The organism is Brucella intermedia LMG 3301 (genome assembly GCF_000182645.1).
Classification (GTDB): Bacteria; Pseudomonadota; Alphaproteobacteria; order Rhizobiales; family Rhizobiaceae; genus Brucella; species Brucella intermedia.
In genome coordinates this window covers 61,317-78,895 of record NZ_ACQA01000003.1, presented here as the reverse complement: position 1 = coordinate 78,895, position 17,579 = coordinate 61,317, and the positions used below count along the sequence as shown (strand labels likewise).

Here is a 17,579-nt window from a genome sequence, read left to right as displayed (position 1 = left end):
TAGTTCAACGTGTCAGACACTTCTCAACAACGCCGCATTGAATGAACAAAAAGCACCATTCGGCGGATACAGCTCCATCCAAGTGCCGGCTGCAATATCCCGGCTACTTACCGGTACCGTCAGAAAGCCTGTTAGCCCTATAGGTCAGACTTCCCGGTTCAGCAGCATCCACATCGATCCGGATATTTCTGATTTCGATGGCATGTTGGTCAGCCGGGAAATCCAACATTTGCCCCGTATCCGGGGTTTGCAGATCATTGGCAGTGTAACCGCGGATTTCGAAACGCATCCTGCCATCGACAACGCCCCGATAAACGATATCAAAAATAGTGCCGGACTCATTGGGATCGTATTCGCCAGGATTCGGTATCTCCAACCCTTTTGCATAATCGCGCGGAGGGATGATGGGATCGTCGCTTAGAACAAACTGCGTCTGACCAAAGGTGTTGGTTGCCGGTGCGGGATGGTGCGATGTCTCTTCAGTGCCCGTTGAGACCTCTGCACCTGCGGCTTGTTGCGCATGCAATTCGGGCGGGAAATTCAGAAAACAGACAGCGACCAAGTATATTGTAAGCCATCGGCTTATCTTTGAACGTTTAACCATCGGCTCTTCTTTTTCCTGAATCGCAAATTACCCCGCTGTTTTGACCGAAACGCAACATGCAGGCAATCCCGCATGTCAACTGCTGTTCGCGCTGAGGGCATGGTCGTAACCGTCACGATTTTATGACTGCAATCCTAAGCACCTTAGGTTAGGGTCAGCCCGGGAAGATCACCGTCCGAAACCTCAATAGAGAGGCATGGCATGACCGTTGAAGCCAGATCTGTTCGCATCATTCGGACAGTTGTTGAAACGCTGCGGCCACAGTTCAATGTGGAGTTATGGGACGGTACGCGCATAGGCGCATTCGACGGTCCGTCACTGGTGATCAACGATCCGACGATCGTTCGGCAGCTCCTTCTCAAACCGAATTACGATTCACTGATCGAGATATGGACCTCAGGTCGGGTCGATATCAGCAATGGTACAATCTTCGATCTCGCCAAAGCCAAAACCGACGGGAGCGTGAAGAACAGGCTGAAGGAGTTGCCAAAATGGCAACTCCTCAAGGATCTCCCGGCTCTTCTTTTTGCTAGTAAACCCAATAGACGCGATGTTCTTGACGGCAAGGAGCCTTTCGTCAGCGGATCGAACAAGGAGGCAATCACGCATCACTACGACGTCTCCAACGAGTTTTACCGTTTATTCCTCGATGAGCGAATGGTTTACACCTGCGGCTACTTCACGGACTGGGCTAATGATATCGACCAGGCACAGAAGGACAAGCTGGAGCTCATCTGCCGAAAACTGCGATTGAAACCGGGGGACCGGCTTCTTGATATCGGGTGCGGTTGGGGCGCTCTCCTGATTTATGCTGTGCAGAATTTTGGTGTCATCGGCACCGGCGTTTCGTTATCGGAAGCCCAAACGGCGCTGGCGCGAGAAAGGATCAAGCTGGCAGGACTTGAAGACAGGATTACCATCCACGTCAAATCCTATGCAGAGCTTGACGGTCAGTTCGACAAGATTTCATCTGTGGGAATGTTCGAACATGTTGGTATCGCCAATTACGACAGCTATTTCAGCGCCGTCCATCGACTTCTGCGCCCCGGCGGGCTTTACATGCATCACGCAATCACCCGGCGCATGAAAAAGGACAAGAAATCCTTCAAACGTAAAAGCGCAGAGCATAAGGCTCTGGTGAAGTATATTTTCCCTGGTGGGGAACTCGACCATCTTGGCATGACAGTAGAAAACCTCGAAGGGCACGGGTTTGAAGTCCACGACGTCGAAAATCTCCGCGAACATTATGGCATGACGTGTCGGTTATGGTGCGAACGCCTCTATAACAATTTCGATAAGGCCGTCGCTGAAATAGGTTATCCGAAAGCGCGCCTATGGCTGCTCTATCTTGCGGGATGTTCGCTGGCATTTGAGCGAGGAACCGTCCAGATCAACCAGACTCTGGCCTCGAAGCGCAAACGCGGTATTTCCGCTGTGCCTCAGACCAGAGCGGATATTTATGCGGGGTTCGAAAAATCTGACAGCTGAGAGGCTGCGAATACCCCTCCCTATCCTTCGCGAAGGCTCTATTCCTTTTTGTAAAGTGTACGCGACCGTTCAAGATGTCGAAGCATGGCAGCTTCAGCGCGGTCTGCATCCTTGACGGACAGACAATCCAATATCTCCTCGTGTTCCACGAGCGTATATTTCTCTTTGCCGGTCCAGATAAGCATATGAGTGTGATACTCCTTCAGCCAGGCAAGCATGGCTTCGCTCACGGCCACTAGAATGGGATTGCCGGAAATCCTGGCTATCCGGACATGAAACTCCATATCGGCTGCGATAAAGGCGTCTGCGTCACCGAGCGATTCCCGCTGCCGTTCGATGATCTGTCGCAGTTCAGCGATATCAGTCTCGGTAATTTTCTGCGCGGTCTCGCGGACGATGCCGCGCTCGAAGAAAATGCGCGCGCTCTTCAAATCTTCCAGCGTGTCCATTGACTGCGCAAGCATGATCTTTGCGGTTGGATCCACCTGCTGGAAAATCGATCTTGCAGTCAGCTTCAACACCTTGGCACGCTCGCCGTGTGAAATGCTCACCAGTCCCATTTTGGCGAGCGACTGCATTGCCTCGCGAATTGCAGGGCGACCGACACCGAAACGTTCCATCAGCACGCGTTCCGACGGCATCTCGTCTCCCGGCTCCAGCTCGCCGGAAGTAATCATATTTTCGAGCCGATCAAAAACTTCGTCGGACAATTTGCGACGAACAATAGGTTCGAATGGCTGGTTCATTACATCTCACCCCTCAGGCGCTTTTCCTTCTTATGCATCTTCGACTGTCCGGAGAAAAGCTGTTTGCCCACAGCAGCCCGAGCGCCGCACAATTTTTCACTTGCGCATAATGGAATACTCATTATACCAGTCGACCTGTAAAAGCCAGCGAAGTATCGCGGGCAACGAACCAATCGCCTGTTCCGGTAGTAGCCATGTACATCCACCTGACCTATCGCATTGAGACCACCGGCAGCATCGAACAGATGGCCGCGAAGATTGCGAGCGATCAGTCGACCGGCACGTTTGTCGCCGTTCCGGGTGAAACGGAAGAACTCAAGGCGCGCGTCGCGGCGCGTGTGCTGGAAATCCGTCCGCTGGAAGACGCAACGTGCCCCACATGGCCAGAGCTTGAACCCGGACATGGCCCAATCAAGCGCGCGGATGTCGATATCGCATTTCCGCTTGATGCTATCGGCACCGATCTTGCAGCACTCATGACGATAGCCGTTGGCGGCGTTTATTCGATCAAGGGCATGACCGGCATCCGCGTCGTGGACATGAAGTTGCCGGAAGCTTTCCACACAGCACATCCCGGCCCTCAATTCGGTATCACCGGAAGCCGTCGCCTTACCGGCGTTGCGGAACGTCCGATCATCGGCACCATCGTCAAGCCGGCACTTGGCCTGCGTCCGCACGAAACCGCAGAACTGGTCGGCGAGTTAATCCAGTCTGGTGTCGATTTCATCAAGGACGACGAGAAGCTGATGAGCCCGGCCTATTCGCCGCTCAAAGAGCGCATCGCCGCGATCATGCCGCGTATTCTCGATCACGAGCAGAAAACCGGCAAGAAGGTCATGTATGCCTTCGGCATCTCTCATGCCGATCCTGACGAAATGATGCGCAACCATGACATGGTGCTGAAAGCAGGCGGCAATTGCGCGGTAGTCAACATAAATTCCGTCGGCTTTGGCGGCATGAGCTTTCTACGCAAGCGTTCGGGTCTCGTACTTCATGCCCATCGCAACGGCTGGGACGTCCTGACCCGCAATCCAGGTGCAGGTATGGATTTCCGCGTTTATCAGCAGTTCTGGCGTCTGCTCGGCGTCGATCAGTTCCAGATCAACGGCATCCGCGTGAAATATTGGGAGCCGGACGAAAGCTTCGTCAATTCGTTCAAGGCCGTCAGCACACCGCTGTTTGAGCCATCCGATTGTCCGCTTCCTGTGGCGGGGTCCGGCCAGTGGGGCGGACAGGCGCCGGAAACTTACGAGCGCACGGGCCGCACCACGGACCTGCTTTATCTGTGCGGCGGCGGCATTGTCAGCCATCCGGGCGGCCCGGCAGCTGGTGTTCGTGCCGTGCAACAGGCCTGGGAAGCGGCTGTCGCGGGCATCCCGCTCGAAACATATGCAGCAGATCACCCAGAACTTGCAGCCTCGCTCGCAAAATTCGGAAAAGGCGGCGAGTAATGTCAGAGGTTTCCAACAGACTGCTGCTCTCCTATTACGGCGACGATCTCACCGGCTCGACCGATGTCATGGAGGCACTCGCTTCTCACGGCGTCGATACCGTTCTGTTCATGAATGTTCCGGATGAAGAGCTGCTTGCCCGTTTTTCTCATTGCAAGGCTATCGGCCTCGCGGGTACCAGCCGCCTGACCCGCAATCCAGGTGCAGGTATGGATTTCCGCGTTTATCAGCAGTTCTGGCGTCTGCTCGGCGTCGATCAGTTCCAGATCAACGGCATCCGCGTGAAATATTGGGAGCCGGACGAAAGCTTCGTCAATTCGTTCAAGGCCGTCAGCACACCGCTGTTTGAGCCATCCGATTGTCCGCTTCCTGTGGCGGGGTCCGGCCAGTGGGGCGGACAGGCGCCGGAAACTTACGAGCGCACGGGCCGCACCACGGACCTGCTTTATCTGTGCGGCGGCGGCATTGTCAGCCATCCGGGCGGCCCGGCAGCTGGTGTTCGTGCCGTGCAACAGGCCTGGGAAGCGGCTGTCGCGGGCATCCCGCTCGAAACATATGCAGCAGATCACCCAGAACTTGCAGCCTCGCTCGCAAAATTCGGAAAAGGCGGCGAGTAATGTCAGAGGTTTCCAACAGACTGCTGCTCTCCTATTACGGCGACGATCTCACCGGCTCGACCGATGTCATGGAGGCACTCGCTTCTCACGGCGTCGATACCGTTCTGTTCATGAATGTTCCGGATGAAGAGCTGCTTGCCCGTTTTTCTCATTGCAAGGCTATCGGCCTCGCGGGTACCAGCCGCAGCGAAACGCCGGAATGGATGGAGAAACACCTCACCCCGGCATTCAACTGGTTGAAAGGCCTCAATGCGGCTATTGCGCATTACAAGGTCTGCTCGACCTTCGATTCCGCACCGCATGTCGGCAATATCGGCAGGGCCGTGGAAATCGCCAAAGCGATCTTCGATCAGGCCTATGTGCCCTTGATTGTCGGCGCACCACAACTGAAGCGTTACACGGCTTTCGGCAATCTGTTCGCCGCCTATCAGGGCGAGGTCTATCGCATCGACCGCCACCCGGTCATGAGCCGCCATCCGGTCACGCCGATGCATGAGGCGGATCTGCGGTTGCATTTGGCTCAACAGACAACGCTTAAAACCGCACTCGCAGACCTTGCAACCCTTGGCTCGCAGGACGTCGATGATCGCGTCAGCGCTATCGCCAACAATGTTGACGGCATGTTGCTGTTCGACGTCGATAGTCATGAAAGTCAGCTGCAAGCAGGCGAACAGCTCTGGCGCTTGCGTGCCCGCGAAGGCTGGTTCGTCGCTGGCTCGTCGGGCGTTGAATACGCGCTTCTGGCCGCATGGACCAAAGCGGGACTGATTGGATCAAAAAGAGAGTTTCCGCTCCCCGGCAAGGCAGACCGCATTGCGGTCGTTTCAGGAAGCGTATCGCCCACGACGGAACGCCAGATCCGTCATGCGACAGCATCAGGCTTTACCGGCATTGATCTCAATCCCCTCGAACTTGTCGGCGAAAACAGCAATCAGGTAATCGAAACGGCTATTGCTGAAGGCGAGAAGGCGCTCAAACAGGGCAACAGCGTAATCCTTAACACCGCACTTGGTCCTTCTGCTGATCGCGGCACTGAGATCGACAGGATCGTAGGCAGCCGTCACAAACTGGCGCGTAGCCTCGGATTCATACTCCGCAGCCTTGTCGAGCGCGAAAGGCTTACCCGCGCAGTCATTGCAGGCGGGGACACTTCCAGCCACGCATTGCGCGAATTGCATGTTGACGCGCTCACCACGCTTTTGCCGCTTCCACAAACTCCGGGCTCGCCGCTTTGCACTGCACATAGCACTCACGCTGCAACCAATGGCCTGCAGATTGCTCTCAAGGGCGGTCAGGTCGGCTCTGACAATTACTTCAGCCAGATTCGCGACGGAACACGCGTCTAATCTGGAATACTCATTGACTGGTTATACCAGTTGCGATACCAAAACATGGGAAGGAAATTTCAATCATGACAGCTATCGCTTTGTTCGGAGCGGGCGGCAAGATGGGTTACCGTCTGGCCAAGAACCTCAAAGGTTCGCGCTTCGACGTACGCCACATCGAAGTCAGCGACGCAGGCAAGGCCCGCCTCAAGAACGATCTTGGCATCGACACCGTCGACGCCGATGCTGGACTCGAAGGCGCTGAAGTGGTCATCCTGGCCGTGCCGGATACCATCATTGGAAAGGTTGCCGCAGGCATCGTCGACAAGCTCAAGCCCGGCACGATGGTTATTGCGCTCGACGCGGCTGCGCCATTTGCCGGTCATCTGCCCGAGCGTGCAGACCTCACCTATTTCGTGACCCATCCGTGCCATCCGCCGATCTTCAACGACGAAACGGACATGCAGGCCAAGAAGGACCACTTCGGCGGTCTGTTTGCAAAGCAGCACATCGTTTCGGCTCTCATGCAGGGGCCGGAAGAAGCCTATGCGCTCGGTGAAGAAATCGCCAAGGTCATCTGGGCGCCTGTCATGCGCTCGCACCGCGTTACCGTTGAGCAGCTTGCAATCCTCGAGCCGGGCCTTTCGGAAACCGTTTGCGCATCGCTTCTTGTCGTCATGAAACAGGCCATGGATGAAAGCATTCGTCGCGGCGTTCCAGAAGAAGCAGCTCGGGATTTCCTTCTCGGCCATATGAATGTTCTCGGCGCCGTCATCTTTGGCGAAGTCCAGGGCGTATTCTCCGATGCCTGCAACAAGGCAATAGAATTCGGCATTCCGGCGCTGATGCGCGACGACTGGAAGAACGTTTTCGAACCGGAAGAAATCGCAGAAAGCATCCGTCGCATTACGTGACGTCACTTGGGGGGGCGGCGCACGCTCTCCCCTTTTTCCGCCCTTTTGGGAAATGGGGCTTATTGGGAGGTCTACATGAAATTCACACGCAGAAAAATTGCGCGCGGTTTTGCGATTGCGGCCGTTTCGGCAACATTGGCAGGCGGCGTTGTCATGCCGGCATGGGCTGCTGACCTGATCGCGATCATCACGCCATCGCATGACAATCCGTTTTATAAAGCTGAAGCAGTAGGCGCTGAAGCCAAGGCCAAGGAACTTGGCTACGAAACACTGATCCTTCAGCATGACGACGATCCGACAAAGCAATCGCAGCTGGTCGATACGGCCATCGGTCGTGGCGCAAAAGCCATCATTCTCGACAATGCCGGTTCGGAAGCATCGATTGCCGCCGTGCAGAAGGCCAAGGATGCCAAGGTCCCTTCATTCCTGATCGACCGTGAAATCAACGCTTCGGGGGTTGCGGTTTCGCAGATCGTATCCAACAACTATCAGGGCGCGCAGCTGGGTGCGGAAGAATTCGTCAAACTGATGGGCGAAGCCGGTAATTATGTCGAACTGTTGGGCCGTGAATCCGACCTGAACGCGGGCACCCGCTCCAAGGGCTATCACGACGTCATCGATGAATATCCTGATATGAAGATGGTTGCACAGCAGTCAGCCAACTGGAGCCAGACCGAGGCTTTCACCAAGATGCAGAGCATTCTGCAGGCAAATCCGGATATCAAGGGTGTGATTTCGGGCAACGATACCATGGCCATGGGCGCATGGGCAGCACTTGAAGCTGCAGGCCGCAAGGACGTTATCGTGGTCGGCTTCGACGGTTCGAACGATGTTCGCGATTCCATCAAGGCGGGCGGCATCAAGGCAACCGTTCTCCAGCCGGCCTATGCCCAGGCACAGATGGCCGTCGTCCAGGCTGACGAATATATCAAGACCGGCAAGGGACCAGCTGAGGAAAAGCAGCTGATGGACTGCGTGCTCATCAATCCTGACAATGCCGACAAGCTCGAAACCTTCGCCTTGAAGGACTAACCCTTAAGCTTGCGAGGCCGGGGGCGTACACCGCTCCCGGCACATTCCTGATATCGAGGATAGATTCATGTCAGTGCTGAAGTCAGCTTCCATTATTCTGCTGGCCTGCGGTGTCGCGCTTTCGGGCTGCAAAATCATCAAGACCCCGACAGCGGAAGAAGCCGCAGAAGCACGCGGCGATAATTTCAATCCGGATCGTTCGGTTTCCGACATCTGGGACGCAAAGGTTAAGCCGTTCTTTGCCGAAAAAACTGCGACGCTCGATGAAGTGATGCAGGCAGCAGATGCAGACGCGGACGCCGCCGGAGCGAAATACGGTCATCGCGAAAAGCAAGGCAATGCCCCCTGGACTTTCGTCGTCAGGCTTGAAGGCACCGTGGTCGCCGCAGAAACGAAATCCCGCGCCGCCTATGTCGACGTCGACAGCAATGGCGATGGCAAGCCAGATGCACGCGTGCAGATTGGGCCAACCGTTCGCGGCACTGCAATCCGCGACAGCCTCTCATTCGTGAACTTCAACGAATTCCGCAACCAGATCGACTGGGCGCAGTTCGGCAAGGCTTTCAATACCCGCATCAATGACGACGTATTGTCCAAACTGCCGCGCGAAAATCTGGTCGGCATGAAGGTGAAAGCGCAAGGCGCTTTCCCCTTGCCGTCAAAGGGTCAGCTTCCGGTTCTCACCCCCGTTTCCATCTCTTTGGAGAAATGAGTCATGAAGACGGAATCGAACCGGAAGCACGATATCGTCCTCAAGCTTGAAGATGTTTCCAAGGTCTATTCAGGCATTGTCGCGGTCAAGCGCGCCAATCTTGAATTGCGCCGCGGCTCGGTCAACGTGCTTGTCGGTGAAAACGGTGCTGGCAAGTCAACGCTGATGAAAATCATCGCGGGTGTTGAGCGCCCGACCATGGGGAAGATCATTCTCGATGGCGAGGAAGTAGCATTCGACAGCCCCGCCGACGCGCAGAAGCGCGGCATTGCGATGATCTTTCAGGAGTTGAACCTGTTTTCAAACATGACTGTGGCAGAGAATATCTTTGCCACACGCGAGATTACACGCGGTTTGCGGGGCATTGATCACAGGGCGCAGGTCGCAAAAGCCAGCGAGTATCTCGACCGGCTTGATGCAGGCATCAGCGCAAATACGCTTGTGGCCGATCTGCCCATCGGACAACAGCAGCTCGTCGAAATCGCCAAGGCCATTTCGCTCGATGCACGCATCGTCATCATGGACGAGCCGACTTCGGCACTTTCCGCAGCCGAAGTGGATATTCTGTTCAAGGTGATTGCTGAATTGAAAAGCCAAGGGGTGGCAATCGTCTATATTTCGCATCGTCTCGAAGAACTGATGCGGATCGGCGATTACATCACCGTTCTGCGCGACGGAAAAATCACCGGCCAGGAAGAAATCAAAAATATCGATACGCAATGGATCGTTCGTTCGATGATCGGTTCGGATGCCAAGGATTTTGCCAAGCCCGTGACCCACAAGATCGGTGCGGAACGGTTTCGCGCCGAAAACATCACGCTGCCCCGCCCAACAGGCGGGCTGGCAGTCGATGATGTCTCGCTAACCGTCCGCGCAGGTGAAGTTCTTGGAATCTACGGCCTTATGGGGGCTGGACGTTCCGAGTTTTTCGAATGTGTGATGGGGCAGCACGGGCATTCTACGGGCCAAATCTATATCGATGGCGAGGAAGTGAAGGAGCGAGACACGACCCGTCGTATCCGGCGCGGCCTTGCACTCATCCCGGAAGATCGCCAGCGCGAAGGCCTGGTCCAGATCCTGTCGATTGCCAGTAATCTGACACTGGCAAGCCTCGACCGCCTGGCCCGCTTTTTCCACATCACGCCAAAGCGTGAAAAACAGGCCATTCAACAGGCGATCCAAGACCTTTCCATCAAGGCGCCGAACCCGGAATTTGAGGTCACTTCAATGTCGGGCGGCAACCAGCAGAAGGTCGTCATCGGCAAGGCGCTGATGACCAATCCAAAAGTTCTCCTGATGGACGAGCCATCGCGCGGCATCGATGTGGGTGCGAAAGCCGACGTTTTCCGCACCATGCGCAGGCTTGCCGCCGAAGGTCTTTCCATTCTCTTTTCAACCTCTGATCTGGAAGAAGTCATGGCGCTCTCCGATCGCATCGCGGTGCTCAGCAATGGGAAGCTGATTGCCATTTTCGACCGCGATAAAGCAACGGAAGCCGATATTGTTGCCGCTTCGGCCAAGGGCCACGGACATACGCATGACAACGACCACAGCAAACAAACAAGGGAACGCGCGTCATGACAGCCAACACGACGACGGCCGCCACTGACTCAACCTTTAACAGCGGCTCGGCCCTGCTGACGCTTATGAAACTGAGAACCTTCATCGCGCTTTTCGCGGTATTCATCTTCTTCTCGTTCGCAGCACCGAACTTTCTGTCGACCGCCAACCTGATCCTGATGTCAAAGCACGTTGCTCTTAACGCGTTTCTTGCAATGGGCATGACTTTCGTCATCATCACCGGCGGCATCGACCTTTCAGTCGGCTCAATTGTCGGGCTTTGCGGCATGGTTGCCGGCGGTCTTCTGATCTACGGTATCGATCTTGGCATCGGCTATACAATCTATTTCAACATCATCGAAATCTCGCTGATCACACTGGCGGTCGGCATCGCAGTTGGCTTCATAAACGGGCTATTGATAACCAAACTGAATGTTGCACCCTTCATCGCGACACTCGGCACGCTTTATGTGGCGCGCGGTCTGGCACTTCTGTCTTCCGATGGTCAGACCTTCCCGAACCTTGTGGGCCGTGAAGATCTGGGCACAACCGGCTTCGCCTTCCTCGGATCAGGCAGCATTCTCGGTCTTCCGGTCTCGATCTGGATTCTGATCGTCGTCGCATTGGCCGCAGCCTATATCGCGCGCTATACGCCTCTTGGTCGTCAGATTTTCGCAGTCGGTGGCAATGAACGCGCTGCGCGCATGTCCGGCATCCGTGTCGACCGCGTAAAGATGTTCGTCTATATGTTTTCAGGCTTCTGCGCCGCGATCGCGGGGCTTATCATCTCGTCCGAACTCATGTCGTCGCATCCGGCAACAGGTAATTCGTTTGAGCTTAACGCCATTGCGGCGGCAGTTCTCGGCGGCACCTCCATGTCGGGCGGGCGCGGCACCATTGGCGGCACCATCATCGGCGCATTCGTCATCGGCATTCTCTCCGACGGTCTCGTCATGATGGGCGTATCGTCCTTCTGGCAGATGGTCATCAAGGGCCTTGTCATCATCATCGCCGTGGTGGTCGATCAGGCACAGCGCCGCCTCCAGCAGCGCGTTACACTCATGCAAATGGCAAAAGCGGGTTAAAAATGGCAGAATTGAATGGCGCTCTGATCGGCTGCGGTTTCTTCGCAATCAATCAGATGCATGCATGGAAAGACGTTTCGGGTGCCAAGATCGAGGCAATCTGCGACCGCGACCCGGAGCGGTTGAAGATTGTCGGCGACCAGTTTGGCATCGAGCGCCGCTACACGGATGCTAAGGCGCTATTTGCGGACGGCGGCATCGATTTTGTCGATATCGCCACCACCGTTGCAAGCCACCGCGCGCTGGTGGAACTTGCTGCCGCCCATAAGGTGCCGGCAATCTGCCAGAAACCTTTTGCGAAGACGCTCGACGATGCAAAGGCGATGGTGAAGGTCTGCGATGAGGTAGGCATTCCTCTCATGGTGCATGAAAACTTCCGCTGGCAGACGCCTATCCAGGCCGTGCGCACAGCGCTCGACAGCGGCGTCATCGGCGCGTCGTTCTGGGGTCGCTTTTCATTCCGCTCCGGCTTTGATGTTTTCTCCGGCCAGCCTTATCTTGCAGAAGGCGAGCGCTTCATCATCGAAGACCTTGGCATTCATACGCTGGATATTGCACGTTTTATTCTGGGTGACGTGACAAGCCTTGTCGCACGCACCAAGCGTGTCAACCCGAAGATCAAGGGCGAAGATGTGGCAACCATTCTCATGGACCATGAAAATGGAGCTACTTCCGTTGTCGATGTGAGCTATGCCACGAAGCACGAAACCGACCCTTTCCCGGAAACGCTGATCGAACTGGACGGCACGGAAGGCTCGATCCGTCTTTATCAGGGCTATCGCCTTGAAGTGATTACGTCCGGGGGTACGACAGTTTCCGACGTTTCGCCAAAACTGCTCTCCTGGGCCTCGCGTCCGTGGCACAATATTCAGGAAAGCGTTTTTGCCATTCAGCAGCATTGGGTGGATAAACTCGCTTCCGGTGCAGAAACCTCGACATCGGGCGCAGACAATCTCAAGACCTTTGCGCTTGTCGAGGCTGCCTATGACAGTGCAGCAAGCGGCAATCGCATCGACATCAAGGCATTGCTGAAATGAGCAAAGTCGATCCATTCCTGCTCTATGGCACGCGCGAAGCAGAAGCCACGGCAACGCATCTGAAAGCAGGGCTTCTTGCCGTCGATCTCAGCGACGGCAATCTTCGCACCATCACCTATGACGGCGTCGAGGTTCTGCGCGCCATCTCCTACCTGGTAAGGGATCGCGATTGGGGAACCTATAATCCGGAAATCCATGATCTGAATGTTGAGCAAAACGACAGCGGTTTCATCGTCACCTATCAGGCACGTTGCGAAAGCCCGGATGCAACGCGACTCACCATTGATGTCCGCATTCAGGCCGAGCGTGACGGCGCACTCACTTTCGACGCCGTGGCCAATACCGCGACCGGCTTTGAAACCAACCGTTGCGGCTTCTGCATTCTGCATCCGGTCATCGGCGTGGCCGGTTCGCCCGTGACTGTAGAGCATGTCGATGGCGTGTTCAACAAAACCCGCCTCCCCGACCTGATCGAGCCGTGGCAGCCCTTCAAGGACATGCGTGCAATCACCCACGAGGCTATCCCCGGCCTCATGGTCGAATGTCGCATGGAAGGCGATACGTTCGAGATGGAAGACCAGCGCAACTGGTCAGATGCATCCTACAAGACCTATGTACGTCCGCTGGCTCTGCCATGGCCCTACCGGATCGAAGCTTTGAAGCCCCAGCATCAGCGCATTGTGCTCAACATTGCTGACACGCGCCCAGCAACATCCAAAGTGGCCCAACATGCTGAACCGGTGAAAATCACTTTCGGAGACACGGGCGGCGTCATGCCCAATATCGGCATCATCATCACGCCGGAAGAAGCCAAGGCCAGTTCAGCTGCAACAGAGTTGCTTCGGGAACTTGCCCCGCAGGACCTTCTGTTTCATTACGATCCGTTGGCGGGACATGAAGGTTCAGTCTTTGCAGATTTCGCAGCATTAGGCGGGAGCCACAAGGGACGCGTCGCGCTTGAAATTGCGTTGCCGTGCAAAACCAACCTTATCGACGAGACGACTGCAATCGCGTCCGATATGAAAGCAGCGGGCTTCACCCCGGATGCAATCATCGTTTCGCCTGCCATAGACCGGCAATCGACGCCACCCGGCAGCGAATGGCCACCCTGCCCGCCGCTTGAGGAGGTTTATGCCGCAGCAAGAGCGGCCTTCCCGAATGTGCGTCTCGGCGGCGGAATGCTAAGCTATTTCACCGAGCTCAATCGCAAGCGTGTTCCGGGTGAGCTTGTTGATTTTGTCAGCCACTGTACCAATCCGATTGTCCACGCTGCCGACGACCTCAGCGTCATGCAGACGCTGGAGGCGCTGCCGTTCATTACCCGTTCTGTACGCGCGATCTATGGCGACAAACCCTATCGCATCGGGCCGTCCACCATTCCCATGCGCCAGAATCCCTATGGCAGCCGCACAATGGAAAACCCGCATGGCAGACGCATAGCCATGGCCAACCGCGACCCGCGTCATAATGGAAAATTCGGTGAAAGCTTCGCGATGGCCTACGCCATATCGGTGCTGAATGCAGGCCTCGACAGCCTGACGCTTTCGGCTGTCACAGGCTCGTTCGGGCTTATTGCCGGGGAAAACGAGCCAAGGCCCGCAGGGGAGAAACGCCCGCTCTTCAATACGATAAGAACCTTGTCCGCGCTGGCAGGAAAGAGATGGCAGCAGCTTGTTTCGTCCCGGCCCGGCCACGTTCTGGCTTTTGCGACAGAACAAGAATTCTGGCTGGTGAACATCACTTCACAACATGAGGCCGTCAGCATAGCTCAGTCTGGCGAGGTTACTCTTGAGCCCTATGCGGTCGAAAGTTTGAGACGCTCCTGTCTTTAGCGTGCGGCTGTTTTTATCCCCGACGGCATGAGCTGGAACCGACAAATCCGGATCAATCCGCTAGCCCGACGCTGCAGGCATGTACTGATGGCCGATCCCGATATACGTATCGGGATCGTGGTCTTCGCTACGATTTAACGCCCGCTCTCCACAAGCGGTGCCTTTCTTTAATTTGCAGCGTGCTCGGGCACTTTGTTTTGCAGGATAGCCAGATCGGTGACAATCGCGGCGGCTTCGTTCTGCAGAACATCCGTCGCGTTCTTGCGGCTCTTCTCGATTGCAAGGTCGGCACTCAGGCTTCGCTCGTTCGACTGCAGGCCGTCGTCAATCTGCGCATCAATGCCATCATTGGATTTTCCGCGCGCCTTGGCTCGATTTTCCTGCGCGGTCATCTCATTGCGACGCACCGTTTCATTGAGCGAGATGACCTTTTTCTCGCGCTGCGCCTTAAGCGTCGCTACATCTTCCACAAAGTCCTGGAACTCGCGGGATTTCTGCACGCGCTCGTCGTGCAGATTTTGCAGCTTTGGCAGCAACGCTTTTATGTCATCAGAGGCTTTGTATTTCGCCGCTGAAACCTGAGACCACGGCAAAGCATTGTCGAAGCTCGATTCACCGACAAGCTTCAGATCGAAGAGGCCCGGCAGGCTGATATCGGGCGTCACGCCGCGCAACTGCGTCGTTCCACCGTCGACACGGAAGAACTGGGCGACCGTAAATTTAAGCTCGCCATATTCAGGTTTGGGATTGTTGGCCACTTCATCGAGGTCGACCACGGTCTGCACGGTTCCCTTACCGAAACTTGGCTCGCCTATGACCACGCCCCGGCCGTAATCCTGAATTGCCGCCGCGAAAATTTCCGAGGCGGAAGCAGAGCCGCGATTGATGAGCACGCCCAACGGCCCCTTCCAGGCTGGCGTCGGAAGATTATCGCTTTCAACCTTGACTTCGCCGTTTGCATTGCGTTGCTGGACCACTGGCCCCTTGCCGACGAACAGACCTGTCAGATCAATCGCCTCGCTCAGCGAACCGCCGCCATTGTTGCGCAGATCGACCAGAACGCCGTCAACCTTATCCTGCTTCAACTCGGCGATCAGCTTGGCGACATCGCGGCTGGCGCTTTTGTAGTTCTTGTCGCCCTTCCGCCGCGCTTGAATATCTTCGTAGAATGCCGGGAGCGTAATCACCCCGATCTTGCGGGTAACGTCTCCGTCCTTTACGGGAAGGATCGTCTTCTTGGCGGCCTGTTTGTCGAGACTGATCTTGTCACGAACCAGCGTGATGACATGATGCTTGCCATCGGCGCCGGCATCTGCCGGCAGGATATCGAGGCGCACGACCGACCCCTTGTCGCCGCGGATCATCTGCACAACTTCGTCGAGACGCATTCCGATTACTTCTTTGATCGGACCGTCTTTGCCCTGACCGACGCCGATTATACGGTCGCCCACGGCAAGCTTGCCCGACGACTGCGCCGGGCCGCCCGCAACAAGCTCGCGGATCGTCGTATAGTCGTCTCTTTCCTGAAGCACCGCACCGATGCCAACCAGCGACAACTTCATGGAAATATCAAATTCGGCCGAAGCCTTGACGCCGAAATAATCGGTGTGCGGATCAACCGATGTTGTATAGGCAGCCATGAATGACTGAAAGGCATCGTCGCTCTTGTATTTATACGTGCGCTCGATGGAGTTCTCGTAACGCTTGTCGAGCGTCTTGCGAATAGTTGCATCATCCTTGCCGACGAGCTTCAGACGCAGCCAGTCGTTCTTGACGCGCTTGCGCCATAGATCGTCGCTTTCCGCGTTCGAACGCGGCCAGGGTTCCTTGTCGCGCACGATGGAGAATTCTTCCTGCTTGCTGAAATCGAAATTCTGCTTGAGCAGGCCACGCGCAAACGTCATGCGCTCGATGATGCGCATCTGATAGACGTTGAAAATGGAAAAGGGGATGGTCAGGTCCTGGCGGTCGATGGCGTCATCGATTTCCTTGCTGCCGGTCAGGAACTTGTCGACATCCGCCTGCAGAAAGATGAGCCTGTCCGGGTCCAGTGAATCGATGAACCGGTTCATGATCCGGACCGACAAGGCGTCATCCAGCGGGATGGGCCGATAATGGAAACGCGTGAGAAATTCTGCCGTGAGATGAGCGGCTTGAACCTGCTCCGGCGATGGCTTCAGAATGGCCGGCGAACCGACTTCGAGAGCCTGCGCGGGCAAAATACCTGCCAGGAAGAGACAAACCAGGCCAATCTTGATGCGTTTCAAGTTATGTTCCATTCTTGACGCTGAGCGTTTAATTCCAACTCTTGTTGGCTAATTATGGTTTTTTGGCAACCGTCTATCCCAATTAGCGCATTTCCGGTTCTCATTCATAGGAAAAGCGCGTCCCAGCGGGTAGCGGATTTCAAATGACCCCGATCCCGAACAGGTGGGCAGGCAAACAAAAACCGCCAGCTATTTATTCTGGATCTTTGTGACTGGCTTATCCGCCAAAGCCCGCTTCACTGCCGCGCGTGCAGATGCCAGATCGGGCATCACCCAGTTGGGCTCACCGCCCAGAAACTTGTCGAGAAATGCGATCGCGTAACCAGGCATTTCGACAATGTTTTCCTTGTAGGACCACCAGGTGCGCAATTCATCAGCACATTGGTCTATATTCGGAACGGTGCCGAACTCCTGTTCCTGCACTGCAGCAATCGCGCAGATACAGTAGTTGGTGTAGAGGAATCCCTCGGGCCAAAACCTGACGATCTCATACAGCCGCCCCGCATCGCCGTCAGCCTGAATTGGCGGTGAAATAACTTTCGCCGGAGACAGCCGGATCAGTTCGCGCAACACCAGCCCGGCTGCAAAGGTGATGAAATCCTTGCGGTCCACCTTGGCGAAACGCTTGTTCTGGTCCACCAGCTCCACCCAGTTCAGAAACGCCTCGGTGAGTTTCTTTTCATCAATGTCGTATTCAACACCGTAGAGCTCATGCAGCAGGCTTGCATGCTTGCGGAACGTCGCCCTGAACCAGCGCAACTGGCGCAGTCGATGACGCAAATCAGGCATCGATGCCATTTGTTCCCTGAGCAGCAAATCCATGACGCGAGCGGCCTCCTGTTTCCAAGCGACATTATGCGAAGTCGATTGAAATGTCAGTCTTCATTCGTCTTTCCTTTGCGATAAAAT

At 55.7% G+C, this 17,579-nt stretch carries 15 protein-coding genes; 11 read left to right on the top strand and 4 right to left on the bottom strand.

What is annotated here, in order from left to right; all coding sequences use genetic code 11:
- Positions 1-103: 103 nt before the first annotated feature.
- Complete coding sequence (locus OINT_RS21815) at positions 104-604, bottom strand: hypothetical protein (protein WP_006470112.1); 501 nt, start codon at positions 602-604, stop codon at positions 104-106.
- 201 nt (positions 605-805) lie between these two features.
- On the opposite strand from OINT_RS21815, the gene OINT_RS21810 reads away from it, so the two are divergent.
- Positions 806-2,092: an SAM-dependent methyltransferase gene (locus OINT_RS21810; protein ID WP_006470111.1), complete on the top strand. Its 1,287-nt coding sequence runs from the start codon at positions 806-808 to the stop codon at positions 2,090-2,092.
- A gap of 38 nt (positions 2,093-2,130) precedes the next feature.
- Here OINT_RS21810 and OINT_RS21805 read toward each other — a convergent pair whose 3' ends face one another.
- The gene (locus OINT_RS21805) at positions 2,131-2,838 is read right to left on the bottom strand and encodes a transcriptional regulator NanR (protein WP_006470110.1); all 708 of its coding nucleotides are present in this window, start codon (positions 2,836-2,838) and stop codon (positions 2,131-2,133) included.
- A gap of 194 nt (positions 2,839-3,032) precedes the next feature.
- Here OINT_RS21805 and oiaX point away from each other — a divergent pair, with 194 nt between their 5' ends.
- From oiaX to apnL, 10 genes are all read left to right on the top strand, one after another.
- Positions 3,033-4,289 carry a 3-oxo-isoapionate-4-phosphate decarboxylase OiaX gene (gene oiaX, locus OINT_RS21800; RefSeq protein WP_039853580.1) on the top strand — a complete coding sequence of 419 codons (1,257 nt, stop codon included), beginning with the start codon at positions 3,033-3,035 and terminating at the stop codon, positions 4,287-4,289.
- Positions 4,289-4,906, top strand: coding sequence for a RuBisCO large subunit C-terminal-like domain-containing protein (locus OINT_RS21795; RefSeq protein WP_115168609.1), 618 nt, complete (start codon positions 4,289-4,291; stop codon positions 4,904-4,906). The genes oiaX and OINT_RS21795 overlap by 1 nt, the downstream gene beginning before the upstream one ends.
- A complete protein-coding gene (locus OINT_RS21790) occupies positions 4,906-6,252 on the top strand; it encodes a four-carbon acid sugar kinase family protein (RefSeq protein WP_006470108.1) in 1,347 nt (448 codons plus the stop codon). The genes OINT_RS21795 and OINT_RS21790 overlap by 1 nt, the downstream gene beginning before the upstream one ends.
- A 65-nt stretch (positions 6,253-6,317) precedes the next feature.
- The gene (locus tag OINT_RS21785) at positions 6,318-7,145 is read left to right on the top strand and encodes a phosphogluconate dehydrogenase C-terminal domain-containing protein (RefSeq protein ID WP_006470107.1); all 828 of its coding nucleotides are present in this window, start codon (positions 6,318-6,320) and stop codon (positions 7,143-7,145) included.
- Positions 7,146-7,220: 75 nt separating this feature from the next.
- Positions 7,221-8,177: a D-ribose ABC transporter substrate-binding protein gene (locus OINT_RS21780; protein ID WP_006471861.1), complete on the top strand. Its 957-nt coding sequence runs from the start codon at positions 7,221-7,223 to the stop codon at positions 8,175-8,177.
- Positions 8,178-8,244: 67 nt separating this feature from the next.
- On the top strand, positions 8,245-8,889 hold the full coding sequence (locus OINT_RS21775) for a DUF2291 family protein (RefSeq protein WP_006470105.1): 645 nt from the start codon (positions 8,245-8,247) through the stop codon (positions 8,887-8,889).
- A 3-nt stretch (positions 8,890-8,892) separates the two neighbouring features.
- Positions 8,893-10,470: a sugar ABC transporter ATP-binding protein gene (locus tag OINT_RS21770; RefSeq protein WP_006470104.1), complete on the top strand. Its 1,578-nt coding sequence runs from the start codon at positions 8,893-8,895 to the stop codon at positions 10,468-10,470.
- The gene (locus tag OINT_RS21765) at positions 10,467-11,534 is read left to right on the top strand and encodes an ABC transporter permease (protein ID WP_006470103.1); all 1,068 of its coding nucleotides are present in this window, start codon (positions 10,467-10,469) and stop codon (positions 11,532-11,534) included. The genes OINT_RS21770 and OINT_RS21765 overlap by 4 nt, the downstream gene beginning before the upstream one ends.
- A gap of 2 nt (positions 11,535-11,536) precedes the next feature.
- Entirely contained in the window at positions 11,537-12,571 is a 1,035-nt protein-coding gene (locus tag OINT_RS21760; protein WP_006470102.1) for a Gfo/Idh/MocA family protein, read from the top strand.
- Entirely contained in the window at positions 12,568-14,403 is a 1,836-nt protein-coding gene (gene apnL / locus OINT_RS21755) for a D-apionate lactonase (RefSeq protein ID WP_006470101.1), read from the top strand. The genes OINT_RS21760 and apnL overlap by 4 nt, the downstream gene beginning before the upstream one ends.
- Positions 14,404-14,570: 167 nt before the next feature.
- On the opposite strand, the gene OINT_RS21750 is transcribed toward apnL, so the two are convergent.
- The gene (locus OINT_RS21750; protein WP_006470100.1) at positions 14,571-16,682 is read right to left on the bottom strand and encodes a carboxy terminal-processing peptidase; all 2,112 of its coding nucleotides are present in this window, start codon (positions 16,680-16,682) and stop codon (positions 14,571-14,573) included.
- Positions 16,683-16,859: 177 nt separating this feature from the next.
- The gene (locus OINT_RS21745; protein ID WP_006470099.1) at positions 16,860-17,492 is read right to left on the bottom strand and encodes a hypothetical protein; all 633 of its coding nucleotides are present in this window, start codon (positions 17,490-17,492) and stop codon (positions 16,860-16,862) included.
- Between the last annotated feature and the right edge of the window lie 87 nt (positions 17,493-17,579).

Bases quoted from the DNA above. Each gene is read 5' to 3' on its own strand.
- OINT_RS21815 (WP_006470112.1), bottom strand. From the start codon at position 604: ATGGTTAAACGTTCAAAGATAAGCCGATGGCTTACAATATACTTGGTC.
- OINT_RS21810 (WP_006470111.1), top strand. From the start codon at position 806: ATGACCGTTGAAGCCAGATCTGTTCGCATCATTCGGACAGTTGTTGAA.
- OINT_RS21805 (WP_006470110.1), bottom strand. From the start codon at position 2,838: ATGAACCAGCCATTCGAACCTATTGTTCGTCGCAAATTGTCCGACGAA.
- oiaX (WP_039853580.1), top strand. From the start codon at position 3,033: ATGTACATCCACCTGACCTATCGCATTGAGACCACCGGCAGCATCGAA.
- OINT_RS21795 (WP_115168609.1), top strand. From the start codon at position 4,289: ATGTCAGAGGTTTCCAACAGACTGCTGCTCTCCTATTACGGCGACGAT.
- OINT_RS21790 (WP_006470108.1), top strand. From the start codon at position 4,906: ATGTCAGAGGTTTCCAACAGACTGCTGCTCTCCTATTACGGCGACGAT.
- OINT_RS21785 (WP_006470107.1), top strand. From the start codon at position 6,318: ATGACAGCTATCGCTTTGTTCGGAGCGGGCGGCAAGATGGGTTACCGT.
- OINT_RS21780 (WP_006471861.1), top strand. From the start codon at position 7,221: ATGAAATTCACACGCAGAAAAATTGCGCGCGGTTTTGCGATTGCGGCC.
- OINT_RS21775 (WP_006470105.1), top strand. From the start codon at position 8,245: ATGTCAGTGCTGAAGTCAGCTTCCATTATTCTGCTGGCCTGCGGTGTC.
- OINT_RS21770 (WP_006470104.1), top strand. From the start codon at position 8,893: ATGAAGACGGAATCGAACCGGAAGCACGATATCGTCCTCAAGCTTGAA.
- OINT_RS21765 (WP_006470103.1), top strand. From the start codon at position 10,467: ATGACAGCCAACACGACGACGGCCGCCACTGACTCAACCTTTAACAGC.
- OINT_RS21760 (WP_006470102.1), top strand. From the start codon at position 11,537: ATGGCAGAATTGAATGGCGCTCTGATCGGCTGCGGTTTCTTCGCAATC.
- apnL (WP_006470101.1), top strand. From the start codon at position 12,568: ATGAGCAAAGTCGATCCATTCCTGCTCTATGGCACGCGCGAAGCAGAA.
- OINT_RS21750 (WP_006470100.1), bottom strand. From the start codon at position 16,682: ATGGAACATAACTTGAAACGCATCAAGATTGGCCTGGTTTGTCTCTTC.
- OINT_RS21745 (WP_006470099.1), bottom strand. From the start codon at position 17,492: ATGGATTTGCTGCTCAGGGAACAAATGGCATCGATGCCTGATTTGCGT.